Here is a 21,309-nt window from a genome sequence, read left to right on the forward strand (position 1 = left end):
AATTTAACTTCATACTTCTAACTTGATGCTTGATCTGAGTTTCAGATTGTCTGGCAGATTTAGGATTTTGAGAACATTATTTTGATATCTGCACAAACTTAGCTGCAATTTATTTTACAAGGGGCCTGCCATTAATGTAGCTTGCACTGTTTCTCCAAGCGATCGGGCTAAACTCCAAGATTTCTCTACCTGCCCCAAAGGCTCTATGGGAATGAGAATACTTACGCCTACCCAAGGAATGCGGTTCTTACTCCACTGTGCTACTTGATCTGCTATAAACCAATTTAAAGGTGATGGATTTCCCCCGTTTGGCATGGCGTACCATTGCAACACAGCAAAGGTTTGTTGTGGTGTAGCGGCACGAAAGAATGTAGCTTCTACCTTAGTCTCAGCCTGAGATAACGATTTTGAGAGTTGTTTGATAGTAAATTCAGCAGAGCGATATTGAGCTACGTCCCATTTTCCCCAACGCGACCTTCCCCAGCCGTTAACTTCTGTCCATTCCACCTCTGGCTGATCCATAGGGCCGTTTTGCGGCAGTAAAAGTATAATTGCCTGATCTTCTGAGTTTTCTTTTTTAATTATCTGCAAAGACCATTTGTGTTCACCAATCAGTTGTTCGCTTTGTTCAATAGTTTGCCAGCCAGGAAGGGTTAGCCCTATCTTGCGTATATGTCTTAGTTCTTTAAGGTTAGTAACAGGTGGCGGCTGTTTCCATTGCCAATGCCCTGTCAGGTAACCAGGAAGCCCTCCCAGTAACAACAACAGTAGCAGTAACAAAAGTGCTACTACCTGATTTAATTGGTTTTCTTTGAAAAATTTAGATAAGGAAGTCATTAGTAAAATTTGCAATACTTAGGCAAAATCTTACTTTATAAAATGACACAATGTGTTCAGTAATATTGACAATCCCCCTGCGATCGCTTTCACATGCTTTCACATCAAGTTGAATTTGCTTTAAGCAAGTCCATTTGATTCGGTAGAACCTTCATAGTTGGAAAGCCATCCACTGTTTTAAACAGGAGATTATTAAATTTAGTTATTTTTGTACTATGTTCTAATTTTCTTCTTCTGGCTGAGTTTCTGGAGTTGCCAAAAAATAACTATTAATCCAATTTAGCAAAGGTACTAATAATAACAGCATACAAGCAGAGTAGAGATCACCACCCCAGCCCTCATGTAGCCATTGAAAAGCCGCTTCTTGACCTGTGCCGTGAAAAAATGTCAGTAGTGTGTTCCGAATGATGTTGGCACTAATGCTGATGACGACAGCAATAGATAAAAACCAAATAGTTGGGCGGCGTGAAGATAAAGTACCTGTCCAATACAGCAGCATTAAGCAGACGTAGAGAGTCGTGAACAACATTTTCAGCCCTGCACAATAGGGAGCAACTTCTACAATTCGTCCTCCCACATACAGATTTATCTCATCGACAGTTACTTGCATCCCAAACTGATTGAGAATGAAACCTGCTGTCCCAGCAATGAAGCTTTGAAGAGGTAGAGTATAGGGAGCAATCAGGTAGGGTAGTGCTGTTGGAGTTGCTAGAAATACTAGCACCAAAGGAAATCCTTGCGATCGCAATCCTGATATCCCCTTAAACCACAAGCACAATCCTGCCAGGATAACGGGCAAGGAAAGGTTAACCCACTCTGTAACACCGCTAAGATAAAAAACTCCGCCTAATATCAAAAGAACAGCCCCCAAAGGATGAGTAATATTTGGCAAACGTTTCCACGTTTTCCGGTTCATCCAAGCTATGTAAGCGGCAAATGGTAAACCAATAATGCCATGACTGAAATATTCGTGTTCTGTACTGATATTTTTGTGTAGCCACCCGTCTACCCAGTGTAGTAAAACAGGAGCATAAAGTAGTAGCAAAACACCTAAAATAGCTAGGTTAATCAAACCTGATGCATTTGTGTTTTTAACCTGTCGCTGAAGTACCATATTAAAAACTCACAACTTAAAAACTTTCAGCAGATACGATTATCGCGAACTTCTCCTGTTCCAACTATTCTTATACGCAGGATTTCAGGCTGCGATATTCTCCACGGAAGCAGAGGCAGGGTTCTCTAATGGAGAATCTTTTGAAACTGCCTGAGTAATCACTGCTACAACTTCTTGAACTTGACTACTACTCAAACCAGGATACATAGGTAAGGATAATATTTGCTTTGAAAGCTTTTCTGCTTGAGGAAAGTCTCCTTGCTGGTAGCCTAAGCTGAGGAATGCTGGTTGAAGATGACAGGGAATTGGGTAGTGAATACCTGTTTGAACTCCTGCTGCGGTGAATTTTTCCTGGAGTTTTTCACGTTCTATAGGGCAAGATTCGTCTATTTTGATGACATAAAGATGATAAACGTGTCCTGTGCCACTTTGGTTGTGCATGGGGATAATGCCAGCGGTTGCTAAAGGTGCTAGTTCTGCATCATACTGCTGGGCAATAGTTAGGCGATCGCGATTCCACTGTGGTAAATATGGTAGTTTTTGATGCAAGATAGCGGCTTGTAAGGTATCTAAGCGGCTGTTAGTACCTGGTTCGGTATGAAAATATTTTTGCGATGCACCATAATTCCGTAAGCGTACCATCTTCTTGGCTACATCTGAATCTCGCGTTAAAAGTATCCCCCCATCCCCAAATGCTCCTAAATTTTTGCTGGGATAGAAACTAAAAGCTGCTGCTATTCCTACTGAACCAGCTACATATCCATCTCTTTGGGCTAAGTGTGCTTGTGCTGCATCTTCAAAAATTAACAGTTTGTAGGTATCTGCAAAATCTAATAGCTGCCGTGGTGATACCATCTGCCCATACAGATGCACAGGAATAATTGCTTTGGTATGAGGTGTAATAGCCTTGGCTGCTGCTTCTAAGTCAATTAAAGCTGTTTGGGGATCACAATCTACTAAAATTGGTTTCGCACCAGCACGTAACACTCCAATCAATGTCGCCACAAATGTGTTAGCTGGTAAAATTACCTCATCACCAGTGCCAATATTACACGCTTGTAATCCGAGGGCGATCGCATCTGTTCCTGATGCAACACCTACCCCATATTCTGTTCCAGATACGGTCGCAAATGCTGCTTCAAAATCTGAGAGTGCTTGTCCTAAAATAAAATCTCCCTGTTCTAGTACAGACTGAATTGCTTGTTGCAGTTGCGTTTGAATCGGCTTGTGTTGTAATTTAAGGTCTACAAAAGGAATTTTAATCGTCATTTTATTAGATACTACTTTTTTTCAGAACTTAAATAAAAAATCTGGTTTTGCAAAAATTAATCTGTTTTTAACTTAATGTCAATTTTTCGTAGAATTATCCTTACCAACAATTAAGAATTTTCCCACAGTTATTAGGTTAAGCTAATACAATAATTATCGTTAATTCGTTTGACTATGATTAAGTTATAGTAAATAACCTTTTACTTATACTGATAACTCATTAATTATTAGCAAAACTAATAATATTGTTGTTGAACAAATCTATTTATTAGCAATGACTATGTGACTTTTGTAACCTATTTTTAAAGTAAAATTATTAGATATTTAATTTATGCGATAGATAGTTAGATTAAATATCTAGAATTGCCAATAAATGTGCTGTCTATTTAAGTAAAAATTGTTACGTTAGATTTTGTTGTCATAGTAATATTAAGTAAATTTACCTTGGGATACAAACAGAAATTTTTCTTCTTGTATGTAGGAATGATAGACTCTTTGCGTAACCATTAGCGTTATATTACCCTGGCTTAATCCGAAACTAACGCTGTCTGATTGCAAAACTTTAGATAACACAGATTATATAAGTAGTCAGTAAAAGATTCAGCATCAGCAGCTAGGAAATCTTGAAGACTGCATTGCTTGTTTAAAAAGTGAGAGAAGAAAAAATTTTTGTCCCAAACTTGTTTATCAGAGGCGAAATTGGGGAATGCTTAACAATAGCAATTGATAACCCAGAAACAGCGGTTATATCAATTACAGTATCGAGCAATTATCAAGGTAGCAGTGGCAATGGTAGAGCCTGAAAATAAATTATTTACCCTAGAGGATGGTTGGAATTCTCAGGAAACAATAGAACAACAACGCCTGCAAGCTTTGTCTGAATTAGGTTTGCGGCAACCAGAAACGATTCCGGTTTTTGAGGAAGCCACTCAAACAGCTGCCCACTTCTTGGAAGCACCAATTTCCATTTTGGGATTTGTGGATCAAGAACGTCATTGGTTCAAATCAGCAGTGGGCTTATCTAGGCTAGGGCTAATGAATCATTTGGCGCAAAGCCGCCAACTTTTACGCCGGGAATCTTTTTGCACCCAGGTAGTCGAGAGTTTTCAATTATTAGTAATTAATGATACACAAAAACTTACAGACCCAATACTTGTTGGCAGCAAGCTAGTGAAAGATTATGGCATCCGTGCTTACTTAGGAGCGCCATTAATTGATGCTTCAGGACATTGTTTGGGAGCATTGGCAGTCATGGATCTAGTGCCGCGCAATTTTACAACTAGAGACATTGAGTTTTTACAAATTATAGCTCGATGGAGCATGAGTGAATTCGAGCGCAATCGGCTGCTGCAAGGAAAACTAGATATCAGTACTCCTAAGAGCGCCCCTATATTGTCATTCAATGAAGACCGTAGCACTGAGATCAAAATCACTCCACCCACTTTAGAAAAAGACTCTGTTTCTAGCAAGCAACTGAAATTAGAACTTTTAGAGCAGCTAACTCAGGAGTTGCGTACACCTCTAACATCTGTGCTGGGGATGGCTAGTGTATTAGGACGTGAGATTTATGGGCCTCTGACGACTAAGCAGAGAGAATATGTGGAGATTATCCAACACAGTGGTCGGTACTTACTTTCATTAGTAAACGAAATTACCGAGCTGGGAGCTATAGATGAAAACTCAACTGTCTTGAATCTAGCTCCTGTTGATATTGAAATGCTTTGTCAACAAGCGATTAATACTCTAGAAGAAGCAGCTAATCGCCGCGAGCAAGATATTCGCCTGTCTATAGAACCAGGACGTAATCGTATCTGGCCTTTAGATAAGGACAAGGTGCGCCAAATCTTATATCACCTAATCTTTAGCGTGATTCAACTTTCTGCAACAGGTAGTGTTGTTCGGATTCATGTCTCTTACAAAGAAGATTCGCTCAATATTTCTATTTGGGTTTCGCATCCCTGGTTAGGAGATGGTATAACTGAGGTTGATCCTTACTTCCGCCTCAATCCCCTGTCGCGATTGGAATTAGCAAGTGAGAAAGCAACTTACAATACTTATGTAGAAAGCCAGGAGCAACCTGCTACTATACCACTATCGGTGGAAAAGCCAAATGAATTAAGTGATTTCCATTCAAATCTCATTGCTGTTACTTCACGCATAGATTTAGGTAAAACCAACGGAAGCCTTTCTCGCGAAAGCTTAGGTCTATTGCTTAGCTCTCAGTTAGCAGAGTTGCATGGTGGGCAAATTTCGATTCAAGGTTCATCAGAATCAGGATATCGTTATTTACTTTCTTTGCCATTGCAACTGGCGACTCCCTCAGAAGGAGTTAATGATATCTAATAACTATCCAATAGCTGTCCTCTATTAGTATCCACTGTAATGCTTTCAGATTATAGGTAGTGGCTAACGACTAAGAATTAGAATACCATTACCAATTTAAATCTACGTTATTACCTTTTTATAGCCACACGCATTATGATCAATTCCAAGTTCTGCGTCGGCAGACTAATTGATCGCAGTGTTTTTTATGAATTTAGTCTGGCAACGATTTACTTTATCTTCTTTACCGCTCAAAGAATATCTTGCTACCAGTTACCTGCACCGTTTTCTGGTGGGGCTTTTGCGTCCTTGGCGGCAAACTAGCGTCTTGATACAGTGGGGAGATGCGATCGCAGCTGCTTTACTCAGCTTAGTGTATGCACTTGCACCTTTTGTTTCAAGTACCTTGGTAGGTTTATTACTGGTGGCTTGTGTAGGATTTTGGCTGCTGTTAACTTTATCTGATGAAGCAACACCAGCAAATACCTCGTCGGTAACTCCTATTCACCTGCTGGTATTGCTCTACTGGGGAATTGCTGGAATAGCAACGGCGTTATCACCAGTCAAAAAGGCGGCGTTGAATGATTTGGCAACGTTGACGCTGTATTTACTGCTTTTTACTCTTTGTGCTAGGGTACTGAGGTCGCCTCGTCTTCGTTCTTGGATTATTATCCTTTATTTGCACGTATCGCTGATTGTCAGCGTCTATGGATTGCGACAATGGTTTTTTGGAGCGGCACAATTAGCAACTTGGGTTGATCCAGAATCTCCTTTGTCTAAAACTACAAGGGTCTACAGTTATTTAGGCAATCCCAACTTATTGGCTGGATACCTTATACCAGCCGTAGTTTTTAGCTTAGTGGCAATTTTTGCGTGGCAAAGCTGGATCAAAAAAGCTTTGGCATTAACTATGTTTATTGTGAATAGTGTCTGCCTGATTCTGACTTTTAGTCGTGGCGGTTGGATTGGACTAGTAGTGGCAGTTTTAACTGTTATGGCATTACTAGTTTATTGGAAGAGTGCGGATATGCCACGTTTTTGGCGAACTTGGTCGCTGCCAATTGTCTTGGGAGGTTTGCTCGGACTACTTCTGGTAACTGTGATATTTGTAGAACCAGTACGCCTCCGGATTTTCAGCATTTTTGCTGACCGCCAAGATAGCAGTAATAATTTTCGCCGGAATGTCTGGGATGCTGTGTTTGAGATGATTCGCGATCACCCGATTATTGGTATTGGCCCTGGTCACAATTCTTTTAATAAAGTTTACCCCCTTTACCAACACCCTCGTTATAGTGCTTTAAGTGCCTATTCAATTTTGCTAGAGGTAGCTGTTGAAACTGGTTTTGTTGGTTTAGCCTGTTTCCTCTGGTTAATAATTGTGACATTTAATACAGCACTGCTGCAAGTGTCACGATTACGAAAATTGAGAAATGCAGAAGGATTTTGGTTAATTGGAGCGATCGCTACTTTACTAGGTATGCTGACTCACGGCATGGTAGATACTATCTGGTTTCGTCCTGAAGTCAATACCCTGTGGTGGCTAACAGTTGCTTTGATTGCTAGCTACTGGACACCTTTACCTCAACATCAGGCTCAAGAAGAAAACTTAGCTAACTGAGAATTAGCACTTCATTAAAAAGAGTTAGTAGTCAGTTGTTTTTACTGACTACTCGCGTTTTGAGATTCTAAATTGCCCAGTACAACGCGGCGTAAATCAATCAATGATTCAAAATCCCTGAAAAGCTTACTAGATAAGCTTTTTGATTTTTGCCGAAAGTTGGGTTAGAAGAAAGCTCGACTCAGAACTTTCCAAGACGAATTTTGAATCTCAACCAAGGCAGCGCTGCTAGTCCCTGTAGGTCGTGGCCCCTGGAGTATTGGGGTCACGATAACGAGTTGGTTCATCGTCACGTTTTCTTCCTGACAAACCAGCTAAACCTAACAAACCAAGTAATCCCAGCCAGCCCCAATCAAAATCGTTCCGATCAGAGCGATTGTAAGTAGTCGTCCTTGGGGTGGTATTGGCTCCGGGGTCAGTAGTTGTTTGAGCTTGTACGGGTAGAGTTAAGGGCATAAACCCCATACTCAGGGTGAGAACACTAGCGCCAACAACTTTGGTGAAATTACGCTTCATGGTAAAAGTTCCTCATGCCATCCGAAGTTACTCACCACTCTATCGGGTTCTAAAATTTGCAAAATCAATCTGTGGCTATAAACTGAGCATTTTGTCAATTCACGCTGAGGATATACAACGCGCTTTTTACAACAGTTAATTTCTCAACCTAGTGTGGTAGTTTGGGGAAACTGAAGCTTAATAACTTTTCATCGCCCTTTGAATATCCCGTTGATCTTGACGTCGTTTCAGGTCATCTCGTTTGTCGTGAAGCTTTTTACCTTTGCCAAGAGCTATACTCACTTTCACCCAGCCTCGTTTAAGATACATTTTCAAAGGGACTAAAGTTAAACCCTGCTGTTCTACCTTGCCGATTAGCTTACGGAGTTCTTGACGATGCAATAATAGCTTGCGTGTACGGCGCGGCTCATGATTAAAATATTGTCCACTAGCGGTATAAGGAGAGATATGCACGTTGATCAACCATGCTTCACCATCGCGAAGCAAAGCATAGCCATCTTGCAGATTGATTTTACCGGCACGAATCGACTTGACCTCGGTTCCTGTCAACTGAATTCCAGCCTCGTAGGTTTCTAGAATTTCATATAAATAACGGGCTTGACGGTTGTCGCTAATAACTTTGTAACCTTCGCTCTTGTCACTCATGGATAATTTTTATGCCTTGCCTTAAACTTACCTAAAAAATTGTTGGAATCGGCTTATGAATTTCTAGGGGCTATTAAACCACTATAAAATGCTGAACCGTATATCACTAATTTAACTTTTCTAAGTTCGCAATTAAAAGTTTTCAAGTAACTTTAAGATACTGGAAATCAATAAACATCACAGAGGTTTATTAGTTTTCAGTAATCAATACAGAGCCGATAAGGTTATACTAAGTAGTTAGGTTTATTTATACTGCTTACTTAAAAGCAAGAAAATTGTTGATTAAGCCAATATTTATTTACATGAAGATGAGCATCTGTTTTATTTTTATTGCTGACTTGTTACGAATTACAAAACTCTCTATGCCCAAGAAGCACAGAGAGCTAAAGGTAGGTTACACTTCAGTTCACGCGCCCAAAGGATTTAAGATTTTCTTCATAAATCAACCCTCAGGCAGTAATTAGCTGCTAATCCTGTCATAGTATGAAACATAAGAACACTTTTTTTGCCTGTGTTCATTGATAGTGCTTATAGAAGCCAATTTCTTAGTAAAAAAAATACTAGGGGTGTACTGTCCATGCCCTTGACGATCCTTGTAGTGGATGACGACCTGGGCACTCGTCTATCTATTAGCGATTATCTTGAATTGTCTGGCTATTCCGTGATTACGGCTGATGATGGTCAAGAAGCTTTAGTTATGGTGGATGAGTACCATCCTGATTTGATTGTGACGGATATTGTCATGCCACGGATGAACGGTTATGAACTTGTGCGCCGGGTACGTCAACAACCAGCGTTCCGTTTATTGCCTGTAATTTTGTTAACAGCACGAACTAAGACCCAGGAAAGAATTCTGGGTTATCAATCAGGTTGTGATTTATACTTACCCAAGCCCTTTGAGTTGGAAGAGTTAGCAGCAGCAATTCGCAATCTTCTGGAGCGATCGCAAATCATTCAATCGGAGTTTCGCTTTTCTCATAAGGAAAATTCGGGGATTTCCGCTTCAACAAAAGGGGGGGATGCCCATAATTTTCTCTCGACTCAAATTCCGAAATCTCAGATGCTCTCGTCCCTAACTCACAGAGAGCAGGAAGTTCTGGAGTTATTAACTCATGGTCTTTCTAATGCCGAAATGGGTCTTCAGCTACACCTGAGTCCTCGAACAGTAGAAAAATACGTCAGCAGTTTATTGAGAAAAACTTCAACTAATAACCGAGCTGAATTAGTACGTTTTGCAATTAAGCACGGTTTAGTGGAATAAAAAGAGTGAGGGGTTAAGAGTAAAGAGCTAACTCCTAAATCCTAACTCCTACCCATAAATCATAACTTTAGCTTATAGGCTGTTGGCTGGAAATGTATGTGACTAGACCTTCACAAGCATCAACAAGTAAATCAATAACTTGGTTAAATCCTTCTTGACCACCATAATAGGGGTCTGGGACTTCCTTTAAGGTGTGTCGAGAGCAAAAATCGCACATCAAACGCACTTTGTGGTGATATTGCTGAGTTAGATCAAGACTGAGAATATCCTTGTAATTCTCTCGATCCATAGCCAAAATCAAATCAAAGTTTTGAAAGTCGGATTTTTCAAACAGGCGGGCTTGACCACGTAGTTTAATTCCCAGTTTTGTACCAGCTGCGGCACTCATGCGTCGGTCAGGTGGACTACCAATGTGATAACTAGATGTACCAGCAGAGTCACAAATGACGTGATCGCTTAAGCCTGCCTGCTGAATTTGATAGTTCATTATATTTTCTGCCGATGGCGATCGGCAGATGTTACCTAAGCAGACAAACAGCAGCTTGTAAGGCATAAATATTTTTTGTCCTTTGTCTTTAGTCATTTGTCACTTGTCCACAGCTAATCACCAAGGACTAATGACTAATGACTAATGACTAAAATCCAGGAAGTTCCAATCCACTTGTCAAGTCTTCCATGCGTTCCCGCATTGTTGCTGTGGACTTGTTATAGGCGTCTTTCATGGCCACTGTTACAAGATCGGAAAGTACTTCTGCACCTTCCCCTAAAGCTTCTGGGGAAATCTCCACCCGCTTAGGTTCTTGGTTGCCGCTAACAATTACCTTTACCAGTCCACCGCCAGACTCTCCTTTAATCTCCATTTGCTCCAATTCTTCTTGGAGTCGCTTTGCGCCTTCTTGAACTTGCTGTGCTTTTTTAAAAGCTTCGGCCAATTCCTTCATTTTTCCCAAGCCAAAGCCAAATCCTTGTCCTTTTCCTGTCATAATTGATTGTCCGCGTTTGCGTTGAATAACAAATCAAATTCAATTATAGATGCGGCGAGCAATTTGCCTCTTTTTTTACCAATAATTAATGCATCATAAGGTAGGGAGTAGGGAGTAGTAGCCCGACCAGGCTAAAATGATGGAATGGATAATTGCGGGAAAACCCTATTTTTAAGGAAAAATACGAATTTTATAGTGCACTATTTTAATCCGGTCACGCCAGTAGGGAGTGGGGAGTAGAGAGTAGGGCATTAGTTATTTCTCCCCTGCTCCCTCATTTCCCACTCCCCACTCCCTATCCACAAGCACCTTGGAATTCTCCAATCATTTTGACTTCTGGTTCTAGCCAAATAGACCAATGTTCTTGTACTTGGTGTTGAATGTGACTAATAAGACAAAATATATCACTAGCCTTTGCCCCACCACGATTTACGATGAAATTGGCATGAAGTTGTGCTACCTGTGCGCCACCAATTTGGTAACCTTTTAGACCAGTTTGTTCAATTAACCACCCAGCGCTATAAGGTTTGGGATTGCGGAACACACTGCCACAACTGGGGAAGTTGTATGGTTGGGTAGTCAAGCGATGCTTTTTATGTTGCTTGGTGATTGCTACCACTTGTGCTGGATCAGCACCTGGTGCTAATTGCAAGGTAGCTTGAGTAACTATGTATTTGCTACCTTGCAGTAATGAAGTGCGGTATTTGTAACCTAACTGTTCAGGGGTAAGAGTTTCTAAAGTACCATCGGGTGCAAGTACCTGAGCGCTAACTAACATATCTGCGATACAGCTATTATGCGCTCCGGCATTCATGACGACAGCACCCCCAACAGTTCCAGGGATACCAACAGCCCACTCTAGTCCTTGCCACCCCAGTGCTGCTGCCTCCCATGCTAAGCTGGGAATCGATTCGCCAGCAGCAACAGTTAATTGACCTGTGTTTGGGTCAAAATGACTGTGCCGGAGATGACGAGTAGCAATTATTAAGCCTGATATCCCGCGATCGCTCACCAACAAGTTAGAACCTGCTCCCAGTATTGTCGCTGTTAGCTCACGTTCTTTTGCGTACTTAAGACTCGCTTGCAGCGCTTCTAAGTTTCGGGGGGCAACGTACCATTGGGCTGCTCCCCCAACCCTGTAGGAAGTAAACGCTGACAAGGAAGCTTGGGGCTTGATCACACAATCAGTGCCGGGTAAATAAATCACCTCGCTATTAACCGAATTAGCTGTTTCTTGTTTCCTTGTATTCAAAGCAGAAACCGTGCAGGCGTTTCCAGCTGCCTGGGAAATTGTCATTTTTACTTTATATTGGTAAAATTTTTACATTCTTTTACCGTAAAAATACGGCATTATGATAAATCAATGGAACCGTTGCTAAATAGGCACTTTGCTGAGCAATAAAACTTAGCAACTTAGGATGTAGCTTTAGCAGGCTCACAAAGAGTTGTAATTACTTCGGGAATCACTTGGTTTAAGTTACCCGCTCCCAGGAATAGCGCCAAGTCTCCTGGGCGCAATGTTTGCAGCAAGAATTTGCATACTGAGGGTAAACTTGCTTGATAAACTACCTGTGGATGTTGCTTAGCAACTTCCGCTGCCAGATGTTCACCACTAATTTGCCCTAAATTTGGTTCTCCTGCACTATAAATATCAGTCAGTACAACTAAATCAGCATGAGTAAAGGACTGAGCAAATTCTTCTAAAAAGGTTAGCGTGCGGCTATAGCGATGGGGTTGGAAGATGGCAACAACTCTTTGCCCTGGTCTTGCTTGTAAACGTGCTGCGGCAAGAGTAGCACGGATCTCACTGGGGTGATGGGCGTAGTCATCTATGAAGGTAATACCATCCACTTCACCCCGAAGTTCAAAGCGGCGTCTTGCGCCTTCAAAGGTGGCAATACCTTTAGCAATTGTTCCAAATTCTAAGCCCAAGGCTCGACCAACAGCCACTGCTGCTAGGGCATTACTGAGATTGTGCCGACCAAGCAGTCGCAATTTCAATACGCCCAAAGCTTTGCCTCGTTCCCAAACTAGTGCTGTAGTGCCATCAGCACGAAAGTCAATATTAGTAACGGTGTAGTCAGCGTCGGTCTCTGAGTGTAAGCTGTAGCTCAAGGTTGGTTGCAGGCGATCGCGTACTGTAGCACAGTCAATACTACCGATCAATGTCTTACAACTCTTGGCAAATGTCTGAAAGATATCAATTACTTCTTCTAATGTATCGTAATGGTCAGGATGATCTAGTTCAATATTAGTAATAATGCCAATCTCTGGAGCGTGTTTTACCAAAGAACCATCTGATTCATCTGCCTCGGCTACTAAATATTGACTTTGCCCCAACCGAGCATTGCCTTCCCAGGCATTGACTTCGCCACCTACTAAAATCGTTGGGTCTAGATCCGCTTGCAGTAGCATATAACCAATCATGCAACTTGTGGTAGTTTTGCCATGAGTTCCTGCTACGGCTATGCTGTAATAATCTGCAATTAAGGCTGCTAAGACATCCGAACGATGGAAAATTGGGCAGCCTAATTCTAGGGCTGCTTTGTATTCCAAATTACTTGTGTTAATTGCTGTTGAACAAATGACTTGGGGCAGTTTTGCAAGTTCAACAACAGATAATTCTTGTTGAGTATTTAATCCTAATCCATTATTTTTTGCATCAGGATGAAAGAATTCAAAATTGCTAGCTTCTTGTTTATCAAAAATATGTGATCCGATAGATTCCAAATGTCGGGTGATGTGATTAGGACGAATATCCGAACCGGAAACTGGCAAATTGCGCTTTACCAGTAAGTATGCCAGAGCAGACATACCTATACCACCAATCCCAATGAAATGAAATGGTCTACCGCTAAAATCTACAGAATTATTCATTTATTACTCCTCATTACACCACACCACACCAGAATCACAAATGACACGCGTATCATAACAGGAATTTGTTTTTTACCGTAACTGCTTTTGTGTCATGTTCTTATTTAAAGCTCAATTGATTTTTCTGCTTTGGTTTGGCTTGTTCAGAATGATTTTACCTTTCGTGGAGGTTTTTGCTATTTCTAAAGTGTTCTTAAGATTATTCGGAAAATTTCCGTCACATCGGGACAGAAATTCTTGTAATGTCAAATACATATTTTGGGTTACCTTACTGGATTTGCCTAAGATAATACATTGTTAGTGAAACTGATTTTAATTTGCATCAAGTCTAGGCGCGAATTGACTTCAATAGTACATTGGTAATGAAACTATTTTTCAATTGCATAAACCCAGGCATAACTGGATGCAGGAACTAGCAATTTTTGGTGGCACATTTGATCCAATTCATTGGGGACACCTACTTCTAGCCCAGAGAGCTTTGCATCAAGTACCTTTAAAAAAGGTAATTTGGGTGCCATCGCTAAATCCTCCTCATAAAGAAGCAGCTTTGTTTGAGCATCGTGTAGAAATGCTGCATTTAGCTACAAAAGATAATCCAGCGTTTTCTGTCTCACTGGTGGAGGTAAATCGCTCTGGGACTTCTTATGCTATTAACACCCTGTTCGACTTATCTGCTTTTTACCCAAATACTCACTGGTACTGGATTTTAGGTTTGGATGCCTTCCAAACCTTACCCCGTTGGTATCGTGGACACGAACTAGCACAAATGTGTGATTGGTTAATTGCACCCCGACTGCTAGGTGGTGAGACTATAGCTCAAAGCGAGTTAATCTGCAAGCAAGTCGAAGAAGAATTAAAAGAGCGATCGTATACCATTCAGTGGCAATTCTTGAATATCCCTTTAGTAGGAGTTTCGTCAAGTCTAATTCGCAAATTTTGTGGCGAGCGCCAGTCTATACGTTATTTACTACCGGAATCGGTCAGATTTTACATCGCTCAGAAGAACCTCTACTCAAATAAATCTGAATAAATTATGTGTTTTTTTATTGATTCAGCACTTTATGGTTATAAGTGATCCCCCCCTTTGCGATATGATTGGGGTCAACGATATCAACTTATAGGCATAAATACAGAGGGCAAGATACTGTGATTAGAGTTGCAATCAACGGTTTCGGGCGTATTGGACGTAACTTTGCACGCTGTTGGGTAGGTAGAGAAAATAGCAAAATCGACCTTGTAGCTATTAATGACACATCAGACCCTAGAACCAACGCTCATCTGCTGAAATATGACTCGATGCTAGGGAAGTTAAAGGATGCTGACATTACTGCGGATGATAACTCGATCATCGTTAACGGTAAGACCATTAAGTGCGTATCTGATCGCAACCCTGAAAACTTGCCCTGGAAAGAGTGGGAAATTGACCTAATTATCGAAGCAACGGGAGTATTTACCAGCAAAGAAGGCGCGTTGAAGCACGTGAATGCTGGAGCCAAGAAGGTTTTAATTACCGCTCCTGGTAAAAATGAAGATGGCACGTTTGTGATTGGTGTAAATCATCATGATTATGACCACAACAAACACAATATTATTAGTAATGCCAGCTGTACTACCAACTGCTTGGCTCCCATTGCCAAGGTGTTGAATGATAAATTCGGCATCATTAAAGGTACGATGACCACCACCCATAGCTATACAGGTGATCAGCGCTTGCTAGACGCTTCTCACCGAGATTTGCGACGGGCGAGAGCAGCAGCCATAAACATTGTACCCACCTCCACTGGTGCGGCAAAAGCAGTGGCGCTGGTAATCCCAGACCTCAAAGGCAAGCTGAATGGTGTTGCTTTACGTGTACCTACCCCGAACGTTTCAATGGTAGATTTCGTGGTTCAGGTTGAGAAGCGTACTATTACTGAAGAAGTTAACTTAGCTCTCAAAGAAGCGGCTGAAGGCCCACTCAAAGGCATCTTGGATTACAGCGAACTACAATTGGTCTCGTCTGATTATCAAGGTAGTGACGCTTCTTCAATTATCGATGCCAGCTTGACTTTAGTCTTGGGCAATGACTTAGTGAAAGTCATGGCTTGGTATGACAACGAGTGGGGTTACAGCCAGCGAGTTCTAGATTTAGCGGAATTGGTAGCCGAGAAGTGGAATTAAGTAAAAAGTTAAGAGTTAAGAGTGAAGAGTGAGGAATTAAAACTCCTAACTTCTGTATAGACGCGTAGACGCTCGAAGAGCGGCTTCTCGTAAGAGTATAATCGCATCTCCACTCCTAACTCCTAAAATGTTGAAATCCCTGGCTAAGATGCAGAACTTGGTCAGGGAATTTTTCTTGCTCATCATGTAATACTACTGTTAATCCTGGTGTAATCCTTCCAATGATCGCAGCGCCTTGGCCTAACTGTTGCACCAAATCATGGGCTGACTCTTGGGGTAAACACAGCACTAATTCAAAGTCTTCGCCACCATATAGAGCATATTCCAGCGCTTGTTCTTGTGGCAGCCAGCGCTCAAAAGCCATTGGTAAAGGAATTTGGCTACGTTCCAAAACAGCGCCAACACTACTGGCGCGGCAGATTTGCAAAACAGCATCTGCCAAACCATCGCTGCTATCCATCCCAGCGATGGGAAAGGGGAGAGAGTGAGAATTTAAAATTTTCCAGAGGATTGGTAAGACATCTAATCGTGGTTTGGGGCGCTGGTGTGCTTTGATTAGCAGTGTCTTTTCCTTATCGTTAAGGCTTTGCCCTAATTCGGGATGTAATAGCAATTCTAAGCCAGCACGAGAGGCTCCGTGAACACCCGTAACAACGATCGCATCCCCGACAACAGCAGCAGAACGGCGGATAATTTGATGAGGGTGAACTTGTCCGAAAGCAGTAATTGCAATAGTGGTGATCGGCGATCGCACAATATCACCCCCAACAATTGGGGTATTGTATTGTTGCAAGCATTCTGTCATTCCCTGGTATAGTCGCTCAACCCAACTCACCATGATTTCACCAGGGAGTCCCAGCCCAACAGTTATTCCCAAAGGCGAAGCGCCCATTGCTGCTAAATCTGATAAATTTGCCGCCGCCGCCCGCCATCCAGCATCTTCTGGGGAAGTGGTGATATCACTAAAATGCACGCCATCAATCAACAAATCTGTTGTCACCACTAAAGACTGCTCTGGTGCAGACACAAGTACCGCCGCGTCATCCCCGATAATTTCTGGGGGACAAAAGTGCTGCAATTTTTCTAAAAGACCTTGTTCGCCAATATCTTTAACTTGTAGGGAAGATGATTCACTGTTCACAGTCGGTAGTCCCCAACTTTCAACTTGTTTTTCTACTTAGCACTCAGCACTAATTTGGAGATGGGGGACAAATAACTCCTGTACAGACGCGTAGACGCTCGAAGAGCGGCTTCTCGTAAGAGTATAATTGCGTCTCTCCTAACTCAGCGCTCCTTAAGGTTAGGATAATGATATCGTCTAGGAGTCAGTTGGGATGGTCGCTACACCAGTAACTAACCTCACTTTTGAGGAGTACTTAACCTACGATGATGGCAATGGTTTTCATTATGAACTGGTGGATGGCAAGCTGGATTTAATGAACCCACCTATGATTGAACATTTCCTAATTGCCAAGTTACTTGAGCAAGTGCTGGATGCAGAAATCAAGCGTTGTAATGCTCGTTGGCTGTGCTTTCGGGAGACTGGGGTAAGGACGGGGAGAAATAAATCTAGGTTGACTGACTTGTCTGTGGTGACGCAAGAGTAAGCTAAAGAATTGCTCAATGTATCAGCAGTTTTTGAGTCCCCTTCGCTAATGGTTGTAGAGCTAACTAGTCCAGATTCAACCAAAGGGGATTATCGTTATAAGCGGTCTGAATATGCGGCGTTGGGGGTTCCTGAGTATCGGATTGTAGATCCATTGGCAGACAAAATTACAGTGTTATTACTAGAAGAGGGACTGTACGAAGAAACAGTTTTTACAGCCACTTAGCAGATTGTATCGCGGACTTTTCCAGAATTAGCGATCGCAGTTGACGAAGTATTGACCGCAGGCAATCTCAGTTAAGCTAGTATTTTTAACTTGCACCTGATTAAGCATAAGAGTTAGGAGACAGGAGTCAGGAGACAGAAGTTATTCTCCCCCACTCTTCCCATCTTCCCTACTCTGTTCTTAAGCCGCTTGCGGCTCAACCAAATTTTCTATACCTTGGACAACTGTTGCCGATTCAATTTTGTCACCTGCCTTTAGTTTGTCCAAAACCTCTTTGCCCTCGGTTAGATACCCAAAAACGGCATAGCGACCATCTAATAAATTGCGTCCTGCGGGAGTGAGTTCTGGTTCAAATAAGAAGAAGAAAATTTGGGAAGAACCCCCATTTACTTCACTTTCAGGACGAGCTTGGACTAATGCACCAAAGGCAGAGAAAGGGAGAACAGGCATATCAATATAGCGACCTGCTTCTTCTAGTGTTATGCCATAGGTAGGCTGCTTATCACCTTCAACCAAGACTTCTAAAGGAATTGCGCGATATTTGCCCGTTGTTGGGTCAATAAAGCCTTGTTCTTTCCCTGGTGGATCTCCAGTTTGCAGAAAGTAAGATTCTTCAGAACGGGTAAATTCTAAGCCGTTATAAAAACCGCGTTGCACCAAATCTACAAAATTACCAGCAGTTACAGGGGCGCTGTAACCGTCCACCACCACAGTTAAGTCGCCTTTGTTGGTTTTGATTTCTACAGTAGCTCTACCTTTAAGTTGAGGTAGATTACTGTACTGGGCAGGTACTTCAAAAGGAAATTCCTTCACCATTGACTCTTCCAACTGGGTGACGAGATTGAGTAGTTTGGCTCTTTCTTGGAGAATTTGTTCTTTATCTTTAACTTTCGTTAATTCTTGTAATGTACCCACACCAGATTTTAATTCATTAATCCAAGCTTCGGCTTGGGGTTGGCGTTCTTCAGGAACGCTTGTTAAGATTTGGGAGGGTTTATCGAGAATCCGCGATGCTTTGCTCACGTCTTTAGAAATAGCACCCCACCGCCGATTCGCCCGCAGCTGATTAGAGATGTCTTCTAAGCTAGCTTGCAGTTCCCGCACAGGTTTATTGTTTATCGGGAGTGCATACCGCAATAGAGCTTTGCCGTCAGTAATGGCATTCCCCGCTGGCAGTGCAGCGTTACTGGAGGGAGTCCACCCAGCTGTAGTCATGCCTAAAAATATTGTTAGCAGCAGTATTGTCATTAGGCTGTTCTTCAGCCAGGATTTTAACAAGTTAAACATTGGATGGCTCAAATGCAGCATCAAATTGTTGACTGGACGTAACCCATCAATCATCTTCCCACAGTAGGAGTACTGCGTGTTGAGTCCACAGTCAAGAGTCAAGGGTCAAGGGTCAATCTTTGGACTGTTGTACAGACGCGATTAATCGCGTCTCTACTTTTGACTAATTACTCAATGACGACCCTTGAAGGGTACAATAAATGCCGATTGTCTTCCAATATTTAAAAGCTTCATGATCTCTAGTAACGACTTTCGACCTGGTGTCTCAATTGTATTAGATGGCTCTGTCTGGCGAGTGATTGAATTCCTCCACGTTAAGCCAGGCAAAGGTTCTGCTTTTGTGCGGACAACACTAAAAAACGTTCAAACAGGGAAGGTGCTGGAAAGAACGTTCCGTGCGGGTGAATCAGTACCGCAAGCCAATCTAGAAAAAAGCACCATGCAGCATACCTATAAAGAGGGCGATGAGTTCGTTTTTATGGATATGGAAACTTATGAAGAGAGCAGATTGAGCGCGACGCAAATTGGCGATCGCGTAAAATACCTCAAAGAAGGAATGGAAGCCGAAGTTATCCGTTGGGATGACCAAGTATTAGGGGTAGAATTACCTAAATCTGTAGTTCTGGAAGTTATTCAAACAGACCCAGGTGTTAAAGGTGACACTGCTACAGGTGGATCAAAACCAGCCACGGTAGAAACTGGAGCGATTGTGATGGTTCCTTTGTTTATTTCCCAAGGAGAACGTATCAGAATTGATACGCAGGAAGATAAATATATCAGTAGGGAATAATTTTTATCTCTACTGAGCTGGCTGCTCCCGATTTCAATTCCTGATAGGGATTAAACACCTGCCACACTTAAAATTTTAATTTACTCATAGGTCGAGGTAATAAAAACTGTGCCATTGGACTTTAATGAAATCCGCCAACTGCTAGCAACTATTGCACAAACAGATATTGCAGAAGTAACGCTCAAAAGCGACGACTTTGAACTAACGGTACGTAAGGCTGTTAGTTTTAATAATCATCTAGCGTCACTAGGTCAACCGAGTTTAGGTGGTGTGGTTGGTTCGGGATTTTCATCGGTTCCAGCTACAGGAACCCAGACGGTAGCACCTTCGTTAACAGAGGTGGGGACAAGTCGCGTCTTTGATAATGCTGCAACTGGGACGCAATTGCAATCGGTAAATCCTCCCTCAGCAATTGACCAAAGATTAGTAGAAGTACCTTCCCCAATGGTTGGAACGTTTTATCGCGCTCCTGCACCAGGGGAAGCACCATTTGTAGAAGTGGGCGATCGCGTCCGTAAAGGTCAAACAGTCTGTATTATTGAAGCCATGAAGCTGATGAATGAAATTGAAGCCGAAATTTCTGGACAGGTGATGGAAATTCTCCTTCAGAATGGTGACCCTGTAGAATATGGTCAGCCTTTAATGCGAATTAACCCTGATTAAGTATTAATCTATATATGAAATGAGTCATCATCTAATGAGTCATCTTTAAAACTTTCAGTCCTTGCGGGTTAATCCTGATGAAACAAGCGTTGCCTGTACCGCCAGAAGTGGTGCAACAAGTAGCTGAATACTTCAGCCTGTTAAGTGAACCGATGCGCCTGCGGCTGCTGCACTTACTGCGGGAGGAAGAAAAATGCGTCCAAGAGTTGGTGGAGGCAACACAGACATCTCAGGCAAATGTCTCTAAGCACCTGAAGGTAATGTGGCAAGCAGGAATCCTTAGCCGCCGCAGTGAAGGAACTTGTGCCTACTACCGAGTGGAAGACCAAATGATTTTTGATTTGTGTAATCGGGTTTGCGATCGCCTTGCTACAAGGTTAGAACAGCAAGCCCGTAATTTTCGTGTATTAAATACGAAGCTTTGAACTCAAGAAAGTTATGAGTTACGAGTTATGAGTTATGAGTTTTAACTTCTAACTCCTCACTCCTAACTTCTAACTCCTCACTTCTCTAAAGCGGATAGTTTTCTTTAAAGCTTTCACGAGTTAGCGGTTGTTGTAACTCTACGCCTTCACCACCTAAAACATCTAATGGTTTGCCGTTGATGTCAATGTATACTTTGGCGTTGGGATTTAATGTTGTAGCAGTATAAACGACTTGTCCTACGCGACCCATCATTGAGGTACTACCGCCACCAGTAGTAAAATCTTCAGATAAATTAACGTGAATTTCGTTCTTGTCTGCTTTCAGCCCTAATAGCTTGGTTCCCTTGGGGATAGTTGTGGAATTTGTTCCTTCTGTTGGGCCTGCTAACAAACTTTGCATAGCTGCTTCTAAAGCTTGGTTGGGCTGTGTAGCAGCTACTTTAACTGGCTGCGGAACCAAATCAACACTTTTGTCTTTTGGTCTTAGCCAATAAATGTTAGCGGTTTGCTCATTACTAGGCTGCTTAGTTGATGGCTGTACTGGCTGATCAATGCTTTGAGAGGGGCTAGATGGTGTAGGAGTATTCTGGGAGTTTGAAGTAACCCAAGCTACACCACCACCCACGGCTACAACCGCAGCTGAGACAACTGCAATTACACCTGGAGTTATACGCTTAGATCCTTGTTGGTCTGTCATGTTCAAAACCTTC

Annotated in this window: 20 protein-coding genes and 1 pseudogene; 9 read left to right on the forward strand and 12 right to left on the reverse strand. The window is 42.1% G+C overall.

The window, feature by feature from the left end; all coding sequences use genetic code 11:
- Positions 1-114: 114 nt before the first annotated feature.
- The 3 genes from WKK05_RS21715 to WKK05_RS21725 form a co-directional block, all read right to left on the reverse strand.
- Complete coding sequence (locus WKK05_RS21715; protein ID WP_341525160.1) at positions 115-837, reverse strand: cyanoexosortase B system-associated protein; 723 nt, start codon at positions 835-837, stop codon at positions 115-117.
- A 220-nt stretch (positions 838-1,057) separates the two neighbouring features.
- On the reverse strand, positions 1,058-1,951 hold the full coding sequence (crtB, locus tag WKK05_RS21720) for a cyanoexosortase B (RefSeq protein WP_341525161.1): 894 nt from the start codon (positions 1,949-1,951) through the stop codon (positions 1,058-1,060).
- 84 nt (positions 1,952-2,035) lie between these two features.
- Complete coding sequence (locus WKK05_RS21725) at positions 2,036-3,220, reverse strand: DegT/DnrJ/EryC1/StrS aminotransferase family protein (protein WP_341525162.1); 1,185 nt, start codon at positions 3,218-3,220, stop codon at positions 2,036-2,038.
- A 789-nt stretch (positions 3,221-4,009) separates the two neighbouring features.
- On the opposite strand from WKK05_RS21725, the gene WKK05_RS21730 reads away from it, so the two are divergent.
- Both WKK05_RS21730 and WKK05_RS21735 read left to right on the forward strand, forming a co-directional pair.
- Positions 4,010-5,563 (forward strand): GAF domain-containing sensor histidine kinase, encoded by a 1,554-nt coding sequence (locus WKK05_RS21730; RefSeq protein ID WP_341531151.1) that lies wholly within the window; start codon positions 4,010-4,012, stop codon positions 5,561-5,563.
- 187 nt (positions 5,564-5,750) lie between these two features.
- The gene (locus WKK05_RS21735; RefSeq protein ID WP_341525163.1) at positions 5,751-7,160 is read left to right on the forward strand and encodes an IctB family putative bicarbonate transporter; all 1,410 of its coding nucleotides are present in this window, start codon (positions 5,751-5,753) and stop codon (positions 7,158-7,160) included.
- Positions 7,161-7,388: 228 nt separating this feature from the next.
- Here the strand turns inward: WKK05_RS21735 and WKK05_RS21740 are convergent, their stop codons facing one another.
- Together WKK05_RS21740 and smpB are read right to left on the reverse strand one after the other, a co-directional pair.
- A complete protein-coding gene (locus tag WKK05_RS21740) occupies positions 7,389-7,676 on the reverse strand; it encodes a WGxxGxxG family protein (protein ID WP_341525164.1) in 288 nt (95 codons plus the stop codon).
- Positions 7,677-7,853: 177 nt separating this feature from the next.
- On the reverse strand, positions 7,854-8,321 hold the full coding sequence (gene smpB / locus WKK05_RS21745) for an SsrA-binding protein SmpB (protein ID WP_341525165.1): 468 nt from the start codon (positions 8,319-8,321) through the stop codon (positions 7,854-7,856).
- Between the two features lie 577 nt (positions 8,322-8,898).
- On the opposite strand from smpB, the gene WKK05_RS21750 reads away from it, so the two are divergent.
- The gene (locus WKK05_RS21750; protein WP_341525166.1) at positions 8,899-9,582 is read left to right on the forward strand and encodes a response regulator transcription factor; all 684 of its coding nucleotides are present in this window, start codon (positions 8,899-8,901) and stop codon (positions 9,580-9,582) included.
- A 67-nt stretch (positions 9,583-9,649) separates the two neighbouring features.
- Here WKK05_RS21750 and WKK05_RS21755 read toward each other — a convergent pair whose 3' ends face one another.
- From WKK05_RS21755 to murC, 4 genes are all read right to left on the reverse strand, one after another.
- On the reverse strand, positions 9,650-10,135 hold the full coding sequence (locus WKK05_RS21755) for a low molecular weight protein-tyrosine-phosphatase (RefSeq protein ID WP_341531152.1): 486 nt from the start codon (positions 10,133-10,135) through the stop codon (positions 9,650-9,652).
- Between the two features lie 82 nt (positions 10,136-10,217).
- Complete coding sequence (locus WKK05_RS21760) at positions 10,218-10,565, reverse strand: YbaB/EbfC family nucleoid-associated protein (protein WP_341525167.1); 348 nt, start codon at positions 10,563-10,565, stop codon at positions 10,218-10,220.
- A gap of 295 nt (positions 10,566-10,860) precedes the next feature.
- Entirely contained in the window at positions 10,861-11,862 is a 1,002-nt protein-coding gene (murB, locus tag WKK05_RS21765; RefSeq protein ID WP_341525168.1) for a UDP-N-acetylmuramate dehydrogenase, read from the reverse strand.
- Positions 11,863-11,978: 116 nt separating this feature from the next.
- Positions 11,979-13,442: a UDP-N-acetylmuramate--L-alanine ligase gene (gene murC, locus WKK05_RS21770; RefSeq protein ID WP_341525169.1), complete on the reverse strand. Its 1,464-nt coding sequence runs from the start codon at positions 13,440-13,442 to the stop codon at positions 11,979-11,981.
- Between the two features lie 403 nt (positions 13,443-13,845).
- Between murC and nadD the strand changes: the two genes are divergently transcribed.
- Together nadD and WKK05_RS21780 are read left to right on the forward strand one after the other, a co-directional pair.
- Positions 13,846-14,472 carry a nicotinate (nicotinamide) nucleotide adenylyltransferase gene (gene nadD, locus WKK05_RS21775; RefSeq protein ID WP_341525170.1) on the forward strand — a complete coding sequence of 209 codons (627 nt, stop codon included), beginning with the start codon at positions 13,846-13,848 and terminating at the stop codon, positions 14,470-14,472.
- A gap of 116 nt (positions 14,473-14,588) precedes the next feature.
- On the forward strand, positions 14,589-15,602 hold the full coding sequence (locus tag WKK05_RS21780; RefSeq protein ID WP_341525171.1) for a type I glyceraldehyde-3-phosphate dehydrogenase: 1,014 nt from the start codon (positions 14,589-14,591) through the stop codon (positions 15,600-15,602).
- 115 nt (positions 15,603-15,717) lie between these two features.
- Here the strand turns inward: WKK05_RS21780 and thiL are convergent, their stop codons facing one another.
- A complete protein-coding gene (gene thiL / locus WKK05_RS21785) occupies positions 15,718-16,743 on the reverse strand; it encodes a thiamine-phosphate kinase (protein WP_341525172.1) in 1,026 nt (341 codons plus the stop codon).
- A 193-nt stretch (positions 16,744-16,936) separates the two neighbouring features.
- Here thiL and WKK05_RS21790 point away from each other — a divergent pair.
- A pseudogene (locus WKK05_RS21790) lies at positions 16,937-17,509 on the forward strand (Uma2 family endonuclease).
- Between the two features lie 105 nt (positions 17,510-17,614).
- On the opposite strand, the gene WKK05_RS21795 reads toward WKK05_RS21790, so the two are convergent.
- Positions 17,615-18,721 (reverse strand): peptidylprolyl isomerase, encoded by a 1,107-nt coding sequence (locus WKK05_RS21795; RefSeq protein ID WP_341531153.1) that lies wholly within the window; start codon positions 18,719-18,721, stop codon positions 17,615-17,617.
- Positions 18,722-18,953: 232 nt separating this feature from the next.
- Here WKK05_RS21795 and efp point away from each other — a divergent pair, with 232 nt between their 5' ends.
- The 3 genes from efp to WKK05_RS21810 all read left to right on the forward strand — a co-directional run bounded on the left by efp (position 18,954) and on the right by WKK05_RS21810 (position 20,599).
- Positions 18,954-19,511 (forward strand): elongation factor P, encoded by a 558-nt coding sequence (gene efp / locus WKK05_RS21800; protein WP_341525173.1) that lies wholly within the window; start codon positions 18,954-18,956, stop codon positions 19,509-19,511.
- Between the two features lie 108 nt (positions 19,512-19,619).
- Positions 19,620-20,174, forward strand: a complete 555-nt coding sequence (gene accB / locus WKK05_RS21805) for an acetyl-CoA carboxylase biotin carboxyl carrier protein (RefSeq protein ID WP_341525174.1) — start codon at positions 19,620-19,622, stop codon at positions 20,172-20,174.
- Between the two features lie 77 nt (positions 20,175-20,251).
- Positions 20,252-20,599: a metalloregulator ArsR/SmtB family transcription factor gene (locus tag WKK05_RS21810; RefSeq protein ID WP_341525175.1), complete on the forward strand. Its 348-nt coding sequence runs from the start codon at positions 20,252-20,254 to the stop codon at positions 20,597-20,599.
- Between the two features lie 85 nt (positions 20,600-20,684).
- On the opposite strand, the gene WKK05_RS21815 is transcribed toward WKK05_RS21810, so the two are convergent.
- Positions 20,685-21,296, reverse strand: coding sequence for a GerMN domain-containing protein (locus WKK05_RS21815; RefSeq protein ID WP_341525176.1), 612 nt, complete (start codon positions 21,294-21,296; stop codon positions 20,685-20,687).
- Between the last annotated feature and the right edge of the window lie 13 nt (positions 21,297-21,309).

Source organism: Nostoc sp. UHCC 0302 (assembly GCF_038096175.1).
Taxonomy (GTDB): Bacteria; Cyanobacteriota; Cyanobacteriia; order Cyanobacteriales; family Nostocaceae; genus UHCC-0302.